Source organism: Brachybacterium sp. p3-SID957 (genome assembly GCF_025144775.1).
Taxonomy (GTDB): Bacteria; Actinomycetota; Actinomycetes; order Actinomycetales; family Dermabacteraceae; genus Brachybacterium; species Brachybacterium epidermidis.
In genome coordinates this window covers 1-13457 of record NZ_JALXKT010000079.1, presented here as the reverse complement: position 1 = coordinate 13457, position 13457 = coordinate 1, and the positions used below count along the sequence as shown (strand labels likewise).

Here is a 13457-nt window from a genome sequence, read left to right as displayed (position 1 = left end):
CACCACGTCGCCGTACTGGTTCGGCTTGTAGACGCCGCGCAGCTGATCCGCGATGCCCCACACGAACGCGGAGAGGTTGGTGGGTGATGCAGACATGCGCACAGCTCCTCGAGGACAGGCGTGACGCGCACAGTGACGCGCCCCGTCGGCGCCGCACGTCGCCGCAGGGTCGAGGGTATCGGTGGTGGTCGCAGCGCGCGGCCCATCTCGCTGGCGCCAGGGCGTTCGGAGTGATGCAAGCTCAGGGCTGAGCAGCAGGCTCAGCCCTTATGCATCTTCGCCGCGATTGCCCTCATCTTCTCTGCTGCCATCGGATCGGTCATGTCACCCACGAGCTGGCCACCGGGGATCGGAAAGAGCGGACGTTCGCGCGAGAAGATCTGCGAGTGATGGAACTCGCCGACCGAGCGAAGATGAAGATGCAGCTTCGACTCGTGTGTGAAGGACCCCCTGACAGACTTCACCACACGGGTGTCCGTGATCCACGAGTAGGCGGATTCCTTGAGCAACTGGTAGTCGATCGCTCGACCGACGCACGCAGCCACCCAGTCTGCGAACTGGATACTCGCGCTGAGGGCGCTGTCGACATGCATCGGCGGCTCGACGAGACGCCGCATCTCCGGGTACTCCTTCGTGCGCCCTAGGATGTGCTCATACATCGCTGGCAAGCGTCGCTTACGTTCCTTTTCATTGATCTGGTCGATCATGACCAGGACATTCTGCTCGTGCGTATCGGCGTGGCGTGCGATCCGATTCAGCGCCTCCCGCATCGCCTGCCTCTCTCGATCATCCCGGTCCAGGCGAGTCTGCTTAGGCGTCCCGATCGGCTTCTCATCGGCGTAGTAGAAGAGGTTGCCTCCCATGTGAGTCAGAGTGCGCACGAGGTGATCGAAGACTCGCAGCTGGCCAGGGTGTGTCTCCGGGGCACGCACGGAGAACACCTCCGCCCCCTTCCGCTCCCAACGGCCGGGGTGGTCTGCCTGTTCGATCAGCCGCTTGAAGACAGTGCGCTTCTCCCCGTCGAATACGGCTCCGAAGTCTCGAGCCTTGCCCTCTGGGATGATGAATCCGGCGTACCCGAAGGCCGGGCTGGTGCTGTAGTGGTCGTGGTCTCGCGACACGAAGGCACCGGTCTCGCCGATCTCGTCGATGTACGCCAGCAACATCCATTCATTCTGGCATCGAACGCAGAAACCCACGCCGAAGCGTGGGTCTCTCGAGTGGCGCTCTGGAGACTGTTTCACTCCCGCTACCGCATCCGATGCTACGACTGTCCGCATGCGTAGACAAGACGTCTACCGCAACGCGTGCCTCCCGCCACAGCACCTCGCTCATGCTCCCCCTACGCCTCTCCCTCGAGGTGATGTGAAGCGTCCTGGGTTTGGTTCCGAGGCTCGGCAGGAAGAATCGGGCCCTTCGGAGTTGAGTGTGGGCGCGCCGAGCGGCGTTGAGCCACGGAGGATTTTCGGATCCCCCGCTCCCCCGACGCACCCACGGACCTGTCCCGTCGGCTGACTCTGGAGGCACCGCGATAACCGAGCCCGCCCGCAGCCTGGCCCGCCTCGCGCCGACCGGCCGCGGAATGTGCATCGAGCCGTTCGCCGTGAGCGAGGCCGTCAACCAGTACACGCAAGTGGTCGGCGCCGTCATCGCCACGGTGACCACGTGCGCAAGCTGCAATGGGACGGCGGCCCCACCGACCAGCACGGCACCACGTTCAGCTCGTCACCCACGGCGTCGTCAGCATCACCGGCGCGCAACTCGCCGACGACAGTTGCGCGTGAACCGGGTTAACTGACCAGTGCGTCGTTCTGCGCGAGCATGCGATAAGGGTCCGCGCCAGCATTGAACTGACGATCAGCCTCGACTTCGATCTCCCTCAGCGCCTCACGAAATGTCGATGCGGGCAGGTATCGGGAGCCGCGTTTTTGGCCCTCTCGCTCCAAGACGCCTGCGGCGACCAGGCTTGCCAGATCTCGGGAAGCCAGTGAAGCCGACACATCAACAAGCTCTCGGTACTGGGGGTTTCGTAACCACCAGCCTCCGAAGACCAGCTCCAAAGCCGGCCCGGAGCGTTCCGGCGCCCGCTCCTCAGCGATGAGCGAGTCGACCATCTCAGCAACCCGGTCCCCGCGCCAGAGTCGCCGCTGGACTGTGATCGCCTGGCGGTAATGGGCGGTGATCATGAACTCGAGCCAGGCGTGCGCATCCTGGCCAGGAGACCACCGACCGCCACCGACCCGAGCAAGGACGTCGTAGTAGTCAGCGGTATTGCGACCGAGATACTCCTCCACGGAGACGAAATCCGCCTCCGTGATCCCCGCGCGGAACAGCTGCATCGACTGCAGGATGCGTGACATGCGCCCGTTGCCGTCCGTGAAGGGATGGATCATGACAAGGTTCAGGTGAGCCATCGCCCCGGTGATCACGGCATCCCGCAGCGATTGCGGCGGCTCGTCCAAGGACGCGAGGAGCTCGTCGACGAGCCCGGGCACCACGTCCGCATCCGGCCCGGTGTACGTCGTGCGCTGACTTGCCTCATCGATCACGTAGACGTCGCCCCGGCGGATCTGCCCAGGATGTTTCGACAGGTCATGCTTCTGCACCATGAAGTGCATGGCAAGCAGCGTGGAAAGATCGAAGGGGCGCCCTTGCTCATCCGAGAAGATCCGCGCAAAGGTCATCGCATCCGAGTAGCCCTGCACAGCGAGCCACTCCTCGGTGATGCCCTTCTCACCCTCGCCGCCCTCCACGATGGCCAGTGCTTCGTCGGCCGAGACGTTGATGTTCTCGATGCTGTTCGACGCCCTCAGAGCGCGGGCGCGCGCCTGCCTGGCGAGGGTACCCTCCCAGCGTCGCGGCCGGGCGAGGTACAGGCGTGCTCTATCGCGCAGCGCGTCGACAGCTTCCAGCACCGCCTCGTCATCCTCTGACAGGCGGGGCGTCCGGAAGATTGCCTTCGGGGTCATCAGAAAACACCTCCACGTCAGTTATTAACTGACATGGCGATGGTAAGCGACCCTTCCCGCGCGCACCAGATGCAAGTGCTTGTCCCTTCGGCCGCTCACGAGTTGACGGTCCCCTGCGACGTCCCGCCCGGGCCGCCGCCACCTCACGCGAGCGCGAGCCCCCATGACCACCTGGACCGACCGAGCCGCCCGTTACCTTGTGAGCGCCACCGATCGCCGGGGTCTGGCCGCTCAGCCCATTACGAACGCCCAGAGGGCTCCGCCCGCGTGCACAGAGCCACCACCGCAGCGACGACGAGCAGCACACCCGCAGCAGCGAGGAACACCCCAAGCCACGGGCTCTGCGGGAAAACGATCGATCCGAACCGGATCTCCCCGAGCGTCAGCGCGACGCTCGCCAACGCGACCGCCACATCGCCGATGAGCCGCTGAACGCACCGCCATCGCAACTGCTGGTACGCACTGGCCACAACTGCCCCTTCTCGCTGCTGTTCTCGGGCTCGAGCACGACGGTACGCGAGCAGCCGCGCTCCCTGGCACCGGTCGAAGCGCTCGTCACCGCGGCCCGTGTGCCCGGTCAGCTCGTCTGCTGAGCATCACCGCGGGAAGGAGAACCTCGTCTGTCGTCGGTCACGATCTCACCTGCCGTGCTCTCTTCCGTGGCGAGAATGACGAGAAGAGCACGCTGACACGGCCGACGAACACGCACTGTGCGGGGACGGCCCGCGCCTCGATTCAAGGCTGGAGCACGAACGGTTCGAGCGCGGGCGTGCCGTTGCCGTTCTGTCACGGGAAAGAGATCGCGTTGCCGTGGCCGGATCACCTTCACGGTTCCGCTGCGCGTGAGGCGCTGACCTGACGCTCTGGTCATCTGTTCGAAGGGACCCAGCGAAACCTACCGCGCGGAACCGAGAGCGATCGGCCACGGCCCGAGAGGTGCAGTCCAGGCTGCCTGTCACCGATGCCCAGCGGTTGATCCGGCCGCGATCACTCCACAACCTCGATGCCCGCGCCGCCCTTGCAGATCGCGGTGACGCGCAGGGTCCCGTACGACGGAATCTCAATAGTGTCGCCGACGACGTACTTCGCAGCCTTACCGGTGCCCCGGCCCCCTTCGGGCTTGGGGTCCACGACCCAGGAGATGTTCACGAACGGCGGTTCAGCGGTGGCGTCGAAGGAGTACATCTCGAGCTCGGCGCGCACGCCGTCGGCCGTCTCCGGGAGAGAGGGGTCCGTGCCTCGGGTGCCGTGGATCAGGCGGTAGGGGGCGTCTGCACACATGGTTGCTCCTTCGCCGTCGGTCGTTTCCTGCTGGTCGTCGTTGGTCGACGCGTGCTCCTCGCCGGTCAGGCCGCACCCGGACAGCGGCAGTGCGAAGAGCACACCGGCTGCAAGGGCGATCAGTCGTTGTCTCATCACTGCCCTTCGAACCGGGAGGCGCGACGGAAGTACATGTCGAGCTCGCTCTCTGCGATCACCAGTGGCTCCGCATGCGGACCCCACGGGTTGACGAACTCGTAATGCTTCTCGCCGTTGATCGTATAACTCTCGGAGTACACGAAGCGATGGCCGGACTGGTGGGGTTGGTGGGTGCCCCGCTAACGGGGTGGTGTTTCTGCGGAAGGTGAAGACGGCGTCGGGAGCGACTGCAGTGCAGATCGCTGAGCGGAGGAACCGCCGGGACGTGGTGCTGGAGCACCTCGGCTCCGCCCATACCGAGGTCGAACTCCAGTGGTGACATCTCGCTGGTGCTCTATGACGTCACCACGCTCTACTTCGAGGCCGAGCAAGACTGCGGCACCGACGGTTCGGCGGGGTAGGCGTCTGCAACTCCCATCGGACTCCTGGGTGCACCCACGTCCGTGAGCTTCAGGCAGTGGCCACATTCATCGTGGCTCACCGCTGCTCGAGCCCCGCCTGCCAGCTCAGCCCATCACGAACACCCAGAGGGCTTCGCCCGTGTGCACAGAGCCACTACCGCAGCGGCGACGATCAGCACACCCGCAACGGCGAGGAACGCCCCAAGCCACGTGCTCTGCGGAAGAACAATCGATCCGAACCGGATCTCCCCGAGCATCAGTGCAGTCCCCTGCATGGCGCTGAGCCGTGCGTGACGGCGGTACAGCATTGCCCCTGACCCGTCACATCTCGGGGCGGCCCTGGCGCCAGTACCCCATGAAGGAGACCTGGCGCCGGTCGATGCCCAGCTCGGAGACCAGGTGGCGCCGCAGGCCCTTGATCACGCCGGCCTCCCCTGCCAGCCAGGCGTAGAAGGAGCCCTGCCCCACGGTGGTCTCCCACAGGATGGTGGCATCGATGTCCACGTCCTCCAGCTCGGGATTCGCGGGATCCCCTCCCCCGCCCTGCTCGCGGAAGGCCTGCGCGTTCTCGCACATGAGCCGACGCACCGCGGCGTCCAGCAGCTCCCCGTGCGGGGCATCGCCGCGGACCAGCCAGGTGACGTGTACCCCGGAGCGGGTGAGCACCTGCTGCCGGTCGGACTCATGGCCCACCTCGATCACGGCGTGCCCGCTCATGGAGGGCGGCAGAGCCTCCAGGATGGAGCAGATCGCGGGCGCGGCGGTCTCGTCGCCGGCCAGCAGCAGGGTGCGGGCCGTGCCGGGGCGGAACTCGATTCCTCCGTACTCCGCATCGACCAGGTGCCGGTTCGGTCCCAGCACGTCGATCCGGTCGCCGACGGCGGCCTGCTGCGCCCAGCGTGCGGCGACCCCACGCCCGGGCCGCTGCTCCGGTTCGAGGTGGAGCACCATGTCCACGTCGAGCTCGGGGTGCTCGGTGAGGTTGCCGGGGTGGCCGGCGCCGCGCTGCTCGCGCACGGTGTAGGTGCGCAGCCATCCGCGGTCCTCGGGGTCGATCTGCAGCCACGTCCGGTACCAGTCGGTGGCCTGTGCAGGGTCCAGCTGCCCGCCGGGGCGGATCGAGGCGAAATGATCGGCCGACGGCCGGGGGCCGGGCACGATCAGCTTGATCCGCAGGTCCAGGGGGTGGCCGCCGGTGCCGAAGTGGATCAGTTCGGGTGAGGCGAAGGTGATCCGCACCAGGTTCTCGCCGAGAGGCTGCACTGCGGCGACGGTGAGGTCGAAGGCCAGCTGGGGGCTGTGCTCCAGCGCGGGCACCGTCACGGGTGAGGGGGCGGCAGTCTCGATGGTGGTCATGGCGTCCTCCGGTTCGGGGTCGACGAGGGGGTCAGGGGCATCGGTGGGAGCGGCCTGGGGCGGGCGGTGCGCGTCGGCTCCGCTTTCCTGTCCGGGCCGGGACTCGCCCAGTTCAGGCCGGGGGTCGAGCCCCAGGGGCAGCACCATCGGGGTGCCGGTGACGGGGTCGGGCAGCACCCGGGAGTCCAGGGCGAACACCTCGTGCACCATCTGCTCGGTGATCACGCGATCCGGGGTGCCCTGGGAGTGGATCTCGCCGCGGCGCACGGCCACCAGGTGATCGGCGTAGCGGGCGGCGAGGTTGAGATCGTGCAGCACGATGCCCACGGTGGTGCCGCGCTGCCGGTTGAGATCGCGGACGACGTCCAGCACCTCCAGCTGATGGGTGACGTCCAGGAAGGTGGTGGGCTCGTCCAGCAGCAGCACCTCGGTCTGCTGGGCCAGCGCCATCGCGATCCACACCCGTTGGCGCTGGCCACCGGAGAGCTCCTCGACCAGCCGGTCCTGCAGCTCATCGGTGCGGGTGGCGGCGAGCGCCTCGGTCACGGCCTGCTCGTCCTCAGCGGTCCATTGCTGGAACAGGCCCTGGTGCGGGAACCGGCCACGGGCCACCAGGTCCCGCACGCTCACCCCGTCGGGCGCGATGGGGCTCTGGGGCAGCAGGCCCAGTCGACGGGCCAGCTCCTTGCCGCGCAGCGCACGGAGGTCCTCACCGTCCAGGAGCACGGTGCCGGATCGGGGTGGGAGCAGGCGCGAGAGTCCCCGGAGCAGGGTCGACTTCCCCGAGCCGTTGGCCCCCACGATGATCGTGATGCGTCCTTCGGGCAGTGTCAGGTCCAGGTCGCGCACCACGTCACGGCGTTCGTAGCCCAGGTGCAGGCTGCGCGCTTCGATCAGGGCCATGGCGGGAGTGTCACCTCTCGTCTCGGGAGCCGGGGGTGCGGGTGAGCATCCACAGCAGGAACGGGGCACCCAGTGCGCCGGTGATCACACCGGCCGGCAGTGCGGTGCCGGGAACGGCGTTCTGACCGACGACGTCGGCGAGCAGCACGATCGCGGCCCCCATCGCGGCGGCCAGGGGGAAGCTGGGGCGGCCCAGCAGCATCCGCGCGAGGGGGCCCGCGAGGAATGCGACGAAGGACAGCGGCCCGGTGACGGCGACGGTGAGGGCCGACAGGGTGACGCCCACCAGGATCAGGCCGATGCGGGTGCGGGGCACCGACAGGCCGAGGCCGGTGGCCATGTCGTCGCCCAGCTGCAGGATCCGCAGCCGTGTCACCAGCACCATCAGCACCGGGACCAGGACCGCGAGGGCGAGGGCGAGCACGCGGGCGCGCTCCCAGGTGGAGGTGCTGAGCGAGCCGATCATCCAGTGCATCACGTCGCCGGCGGAGCGGGTGCTGATGCGGGTGAGCAGGTAGCTGATCAGGGAATTGAGCGCTGCACCCACGCCGATGCCGACCAGCACGAAGCGGTTGTCCACAGCGCCGGCGGCTCCGGCGCGACCAGCTCCGGCGACCAGCAGGATCAGCACGGCCGTCCCCAGGCCGCCCAGCAGGGCGCTCCAGAACAGGGCGGCGCCGGTGGCTCCGAACACGGTCATCGCCACCACCGTCCCGGCGGAGGCCCCCAGGGTCACGCCGATCACGTCGGGGCTGGCCAGGGGATTGCGCAGCAGGGTCTGGAAGATGGTGCCGGACAGCCCGAAGGCGATCCCCGCCAGCACCGCGACGACGGCGGCGGGCAGGCGTGAGTCCATCACGATGAAGGAGATGCCGGGGACCTGCTCGCCGCTCAGCACGGCGAGGGCCTGGCCGGCGGTTACCACGGGGGTGCCCAGCAGAACCCGGGCCGCCATCGCGACCAGCACCAGGAGGGTGATCGCGCACAGGGTCCCGGCAGCGCGCCGACGGTCCCGACCGGGGCCGCGCGTGGGCGTGGCACGGCGGGCGGACGGGGCCCGGACAGGACCGGCGGCAGAAGACGGGGCACGGACGGGGCCGGCGGCAGGTCGCGTCACAGCCCCACCTGCCTGCGGGTGCGGATCAGCGCGATGAACACGGGCACGCCGATCAGGGCGGTCATCACGCCCACCTGGACCTCCGCCGGTGGCGCGATCACCCGTCCCACCACATCGGCCACCAGGATCAGCACCGGTCCCATCAGCAGTGCGACCGGCATGATCCGCCGGTAGTCCCCGCCGACGACCAGACGGGCGGCATGCGGCACCACCAGGCCCAGGAACCCGACCGGGCCGGCGAGCGCGACCGCCGCCCCGCACAGCAGCACGATCGCCGCTCCCAGCACCACGCGGGAGCGCGCGACATGGACCCCCAGGCCGACGGCGGCATCGTCCCCGAGCGCGAGGGCGTTGAGGGTCCCGGTGGCCAGCAGCACGATCACCACGCCCAGCGCCATGAACACGCCGACCGTGGCGATGTCGCCGAGACCGCGAGCGCCCAGGGTGCCCACCTGCCAGAACCGGAGACGATCCAGGGACTCCTGGTCCAGCAGGACCAAGGCATTGACCAGGGATCCCAGACCGGCGGTGAGAGCGGCGCCCGCCAGTGCGAGCTTGACAGGGGTGGCGCCCTCGCGTCCCAGGGACGCGACGGCGTACACCAGCGCCGTGCCGATCGCGGCACCCACGAAAGCGAAGGCCATGAACTCCACGACCCTGGAGATGGACAGCGCGTAGATGCCCACCACCACGGCCGCGGCCGCGCCGGCGTTCAGGCCCAGGATCCCGGGATCCGCCAGCGGGTTGCGCGTCATCCCCTGCATCGCGGCACCTGCTGCGGCCAGGGAGGCCCCGACGGCGATGCCGGCCAGGGTGCGGTCCAGACGGGCCCGCACCACCACGTGGTCGGTGACGGCGGGGTCGAAGGCGGTCAGTGCCTGCCAGGCCGCGGAGGGGTCCACGCTGCGGGCGCCGACCAGCACGGACAGTGCGGCCGCGGCCAGCACGGCGAGCACTCCGCCGGTGACCGCGAGCAGCGGCGTACGGCGCATCTCAGCCCTGGGCGGCCTGGACGGCGTCCAGCACCGAGGGCACGACGTTCTGGATCGCCCACGGCAGGCTGAGCGCGCTCGCGGCGGAGATCGAGAGGGTCTGGTGGTCGTCGGCGGTGAGCACCATGCTGCCGCGGGCCACGGCCGGGATCTGGGCGAACAGTGCGTGGTCCTGGAAGCTCTCCACGGTGGAGCCTGCTGCGGCCCAGGTGTAGAAGATGTCGGAGTCCAGCTCGTCGGCCCGCTCGGCGGACCACGGGAGCATGAAGGTGGACTCGTCCTGCGTGTTCTCGGTGACCACCGGGGCCTGCGTCATCCCGAGCGCGGTGAAGAACCGGGGGCGGGTGTCACCGGCGGTGTACAGGGTGATGGTGTCGTCGGTCAGGCCGAGCGTGCCGGCGATGAAGGTGGACTCCTGCACCTGGGGGTTCTCCTCCCCGACGGCGGCCAGCGCGCCGGTGACCTCGTCGATCACCTGCTGTGCCGCATCGGCGCGCCCGGTGGCCTGGCCGATCGCGGTGATCGCCTCCTGCCAGGAGGTGGTGTAGTTCGGGGCGATCGGGCCGATGGTGGGGGCGATGCGCCTCAGCTGCTCGTACTCGTCCTGGGTCAGCCCCGAGTAGGCGGCGATGATCAGATCGGGGGTGAGGGCGGCGATCTCGTCGGCGGGGATGCCGTCGGCCTCGGAGTAGGTGGCCGGGGCGCTCTGGCTGCCCCAGGCGGCGCCGAGCTCCTCGAGCTTCGCATCGGCCCAGTCGGTGGACTGGTTGTCGTTGCCGCCCCATTCGACGGCGGGCATCCCGACCGGCACGATGCCCAGCGCCAGCACGCTGTCCCCGTTGACCCAGGAGACCGTGGCGATGCGCTGCGGCTGGGTGGGGACCTCAGTCTGCCCGTACAGGTGCTTCACGGTGACGGGGAACGCGCCGGGATCGGCGGAGCCCTGCCCGGACCCCCCGTCGGAGGTGCCCGTACCGGCGCTGTCACCGTCCTGGCCGGTGGAGCCGCAGGCGGAGAGCGCGGGCAGGGCGAGTGCGGTCAGGGCGAGGGTGCGGCGGGAGATCTTCACGCGGGGCCTTCCGGACAGAACCACCACGGCGGTGGTTAGGTAAGCCTCACCTTATTACGCAACGCCGCTGGTGCACAATTGATGTCCGGTGGGGCTGTCAGGCGCAGAAGATCCCCTGCGCCGCTCTGCCCTGCTGCAGGTAGCCGTTCATCTCGTCCTGGGGCACCATGCTCCCGCCGGTCGACCACACGATGTGATGGGCGCGGGCCATGGAGCGCGCGTCGAGCCCGCGCGCCTCGCGGTAGGCGGCGTCGGCCATCACTCGCCAGGGACCGATCGCGCCCGCGGTCGCGGACGGCTCCACACGCCATCCGTGAGTCTCGTCCAGCACGCTCACCAGCGCGGCCATCCGCTCGTCGGCGACGGTGACGAAGCCGTCGATCATCCCGCCGATCTGCTCGCCCACCAACCGGGAGGGCCGTGCGACGGCCAGACCGTCGGCGATGGTGCTGCCGCTGAGGCCGATGTCCTGGACGCTCACCTCGCTGTGCAGGCCCGTGCGCACTCCCAGCACCATGGAGGGCGCCGATGTGGGCTCCATGAAGATGCAGTGGACGTGATCGCCGAACACCTGCTTCAGCCCGTACGTGACCCCTCCCGGTCCCCCTCCCACTCCGCAGGGCAGGTACACGAACAGCGGGGAGGACTCATCGATCGTCACCTCGAGGGCGGTGAGCTGACCGGCCAGACGGCGAGCGGCCACGGCATAGCCGGCGAAGAGGCTCCGGGAGGACTCGTCGTCCACGAAGTGGGTCAGGGGGTCGGCCCCGGCGGCGGTGCGCCCCGCCGCGACCGCGGCGCTGAAGTCCCCCGCGTGCTCGACGACCTCCACTCCCCTGCTGCGCAGCATGTCCTTCTTCCAGGGGCGCGCATCGGTGGACATGTGCACGGTGGCGCGAAGTCCGAACTCGGCGGCGAGCAGGCCGATCGACAGCCCCAGGTTGCCGGTCGAGCCCACCGCGATGCCGTGCTGGTGCAGCGTCCTCGCCGTGGCAGGGTCCCTCAGCGCCCTCACGCCCGCAGCACCCTCCGACCGGTGCCCATCGCTCCCGGCCGCACCGAGCTGCTCGGACTCGACGATGCCCTCCACCACCTGCAGCACCTCGTGGAAACCGCCGCGCGCCTTGATCGACCCGCTGACGGGCAGGGTGTCATCGCGCTTGACCCAGAGGGCCCCCGGAAGTTCGGCGCCGAGCAGCTCGCCCATCCGGGACTGCAGGGCGCCTGCTCTCTCCAGGGGCGACTCGATGATCCCGTCGGCCGCGCGGGTCTGCGGGAAGCGATCGGCGAACCAGGGCGCGAAGCGGCGGAAGCGCCGACGGGCATCCTCCACCAGTCCCTCGGGAAGCGAGCAGGCGCCCAGGGACTGTGCGGCCGGGTCCAGCTGCGGGCGGAGCCAGGAGGTCTCCTTCCCGGAGGCGAGGCGCGCCACCAGCGGGTCGTCGAGCTGGGGGCCGGCAACGCCGTCGGCACGCATCACGCCTCGGCCGGGTCCTCAGGATCGGTCGCGTCGGCCGGGTCCTCCAGGCCGCCCACCCCCGCCTCCCGGTACAGGGCGATGAACTCGCGGGCCGTGTCCGGGCCGATCATCAGGCGCAGCACCGGGGAGACCTCGTAGTCGTCCCCCTGCTCGTCCAGCAGTCCGGCCCTCTGCACCTTGGCGATCGCGGCCCGCACCTCCTTGGCGAAGCCGGCCTCGTCGGTCGAGGTGGTGCGCCGGTAGGCGGCCAGGGCCTGCTGGATCTCGGCCTCGGAGACCACGGTGCGCTGGCCTCGGGAGGACTGGGTGAGCAGCATCTGCCGCAGCACCAGCAGCAGCACCGAGTCCAGGCGGTTCATGCCGGTGAGGCGTCGCAGCAGCTTGGGCGCATCGGGATCGTCCTCGCTCTGGCGCACGAACGCGACCTGCGCGTCGTCGTCGATCACCAGCTCGAGGTACATGTCGGCCAGGCGCGCCTCGATGGCCACCCGGTCGCGCAGCACCTGGGCGTAGCGGCTGCTGTCGCGCCGCCCGTCCACGAAGGGGCCCTGGAGCAGCGCCACGAGCGCACGGCGCGACTCGTCCACCAGGGATCCTGCGGGGGCGGGTGCGTCCTGCTGCTCCGTGGTGGCGTCGTCGTCGGTGTAACGGTGCTCGATGCTGGTCACGAGAGCCCACCCTACCGGCGCGGGCGTCGGCCGATGGAGGGATCCGTACCGGCCCGGCACGTGTGGGGACCCCCGGTGCTGCTCGCGGCGGCGGCTCCCGACCGGGTCGAAGACCAGTACCGGCCAAATCCTCCCCGCTGCGCGAGTTTTCTGGTGGAATCAGGAACGACAGCAGGACCCCGCGGCACCGTCAGGGCCGCGGACCCGGACGCAAGGAGACCGACATGGAATCATTTTCTACAGGCGTCATCATCGCCATCGTGGTGGGGGTGCTGCTCCTGCTTTTACTGATCGCACTCCTGGCCATGGCTGCTTCGAAGCGGAAGCGTGCCGAGGAGGAGCGTCAGCGCGAGCAGGATCGACGCCGTGCTGAGGAACTGCGACAGCAGGCGGAGACGGATCGCACCGCCGCTGAGGAGCGAGACCTGCAGGCTCGCGAGTCCCAGATCGAGGCCGATCGCGCACGCCTCGACGCGGAGAAGAAGGCCAAGGCTGCCGAGCAGCAGCGCGTGGACGCCGACAAGCAGCGTCGTCACCTCGACGAGCAGCTCCAGGAGGCGGACCGCCTCGACCCCGACGGCGCTTCTGACCGCCGAGGTGCGGGTGCCACCGGTGCAGGTGCCGCCGGCGCTGCGGCCGCCCATGACCGGGACCGGGACGGCATCCGCGATGACCATGACCGCCGCGACGATCGCGACGGCGTGGGACGAGACCGGGACCACGATGGTGTGCGTGATGACCGCGAGCACCACGGTGACCGCGGCGACCTGCGCGGCGGGCACCACGACGGATCCCACGCGGGCTCGCATGTCGAGCATCCCGGGCCGGACAGCAACCGCGATGCGGACGGAACGGTCCCCACGGGCTCGGAGCACGGCCGCCGTGCGGCGCGCGAGGACGGCCACCAGCAGCAGGCCCAGTTCCAGCAGGACGGCTACGGCGACGAGGGCCAGTTCCAGCAGCGCGACGGTGGCGCCGACGAGCGCGGCGACGTGATCCGGGAGGGCGACCAGCAGCACCGCCCCGAGGACGGCACCGACCGTCGGATCTGATCCGACCGCAGCCGCCACAGCGACGGGCCGG

At 69.5% G+C, this 13457-nt stretch carries 12 protein-coding genes; 1 reads left to right on the top strand and 11 read right to left on the bottom strand.

Annotation, left to right across the window (positions count from 1 at the left end; genetic code table 11):
- Positions 1–260 precede the first annotated feature (260 nt).
- The 11 genes from M3B01_RS13385 to M3B01_RS13335 all read right to left on the bottom strand — a co-directional run bounded on the left by M3B01_RS13385 (position 261) and on the right by M3B01_RS13335 (position 12374).
- Positions 261–1166 carry a DUF3800 domain-containing protein gene (locus M3B01_RS13385; RefSeq protein ID WP_259792834.1) on the bottom strand — a complete coding sequence of 302 codons (906 nt, stop codon included), beginning with the start codon at positions 1164–1166 and terminating at the stop codon, positions 261–263.
- Between the two features lie 624 nt (positions 1167–1790).
- On the bottom strand, positions 1791–2969 hold the full coding sequence (locus M3B01_RS13380; protein ID WP_259792832.1) for a Fic family protein: 1179 nt from the start codon (positions 2967–2969) through the stop codon (positions 1791–1793).
- Positions 2970–3208: 239 nt separating this feature from the next.
- Complete coding sequence (locus tag M3B01_RS13375; protein WP_259792831.1) at positions 3209–3439, bottom strand: hypothetical protein; 231 nt, start codon at positions 3437–3439, stop codon at positions 3209–3211.
- Between the two features lie 517 nt (positions 3440–3956).
- Positions 3957–4385 (bottom strand): hypothetical protein, encoded by a 429-nt coding sequence (locus M3B01_RS13370; protein ID WP_259792829.1) that lies wholly within the window; start codon positions 4383–4385, stop codon positions 3957–3959.
- Complete coding sequence (locus tag M3B01_RS13365; protein WP_259792828.1) at positions 4385–4528, bottom strand: hypothetical protein; 144 nt, start codon at positions 4526–4528, stop codon at positions 4385–4387. Before M3B01_RS13365 ends, M3B01_RS13370 begins: the two co-directional genes overlap by 1 nt.
- Positions 4529–5110: 582 nt before the next feature.
- Positions 5111–7048, bottom strand: coding sequence for an SIP domain-containing protein (locus M3B01_RS13360; RefSeq protein WP_259792827.1), 1938 nt, complete (start codon positions 7046–7048; stop codon positions 5111–5113).
- Between the two features lie 10 nt (positions 7049–7058).
- Positions 7059–8165: an iron chelate uptake ABC transporter family permease subunit gene (locus M3B01_RS13355; protein ID WP_311203232.1), complete on the bottom strand. Its 1107-nt coding sequence runs from the start codon at positions 8163–8165 to the stop codon at positions 7059–7061.
- Positions 8162–9157 (bottom strand): iron ABC transporter permease, encoded by a 996-nt coding sequence (locus M3B01_RS13350; protein ID WP_259792825.1) that lies wholly within the window; start codon positions 9155–9157, stop codon positions 8162–8164. The genes M3B01_RS13355 and M3B01_RS13350 overlap by 4 nt, the downstream gene beginning before the upstream one ends.
- Position 9158: 1 nt before the next feature.
- On the bottom strand, positions 9159–10226 hold the full coding sequence (locus M3B01_RS13345) for an ABC transporter substrate-binding protein (RefSeq protein ID WP_259792822.1): 1068 nt from the start codon (positions 10224–10226) through the stop codon (positions 9159–9161).
- 97 nt (positions 10227–10323) lie between these two features.
- Positions 10324–11703, bottom strand: a complete 1380-nt coding sequence (locus M3B01_RS13340; RefSeq protein ID WP_259792836.1) for a D-serine ammonia-lyase — start codon at positions 11701–11703, stop codon at positions 10324–10326.
- Complete coding sequence (locus tag M3B01_RS13335) at positions 11703–12374, bottom strand: DUF4194 domain-containing protein (RefSeq protein ID WP_259792820.1); 672 nt, start codon at positions 12372–12374, stop codon at positions 11703–11705. Before M3B01_RS13335 ends, M3B01_RS13340 begins: the two co-directional genes overlap by 1 nt.
- 224 nt (positions 12375–12598) lie before the next feature.
- On the opposite strand from M3B01_RS13335, the gene M3B01_RS13330 reads away from it, so the two are divergent.
- Positions 12599–13426, top strand: a complete 828-nt coding sequence (locus M3B01_RS13330; protein WP_259792818.1) for a hypothetical protein — start codon at positions 12599–12601, stop codon at positions 13424–13426.
- Positions 13427–13457: the final 31 nt, after the last annotated feature.

Excerpts from the sequence above, each read along its gene's own strand:
- M3B01_RS13385 (WP_259792834.1), bottom strand. The coding sequence starts at position 1,166 with ATGTTGCTGGCGTACATCGACGAGATCGGCGAGACCGGTGCCTTCGTG.
- M3B01_RS13380 (WP_259792832.1), bottom strand. The coding sequence starts at position 2,969 with ATGACCCCGAAGGCAATCTTCCGGACGCCCCGCCTGTCAGAGGATGAC.
- M3B01_RS13370 (WP_259792829.1), bottom strand. The coding sequence starts at position 4,385 with ATGAGACAACGACTGATCGCCCTTGCAGCCGGTGTGCTCTTCGCACTG.
- M3B01_RS13360 (WP_259792827.1), bottom strand. The coding sequence starts at position 7,048 with ATGGCCCTGATCGAAGCGCGCAGCCTGCACCTGGGCTACGAACGCCGT.
- M3B01_RS13350 (WP_259792825.1), bottom strand. The coding sequence starts at position 9,157 with ATGCGCCGTACGCCGCTGCTCGCGGTCACCGGCGGAGTGCTCGCCGTG.
- M3B01_RS13340 (WP_259792836.1), bottom strand. The coding sequence starts at position 11,703 with ATGCGTGCCGACGGCGTTGCCGGCCCCCAGCTCGACGACCCGCTGGTG.
- M3B01_RS13330 (WP_259792818.1), top strand. The coding sequence starts at position 12,599 with ATGGAATCATTTTCTACAGGCGTCATCATCGCCATCGTGGTGGGGGTG.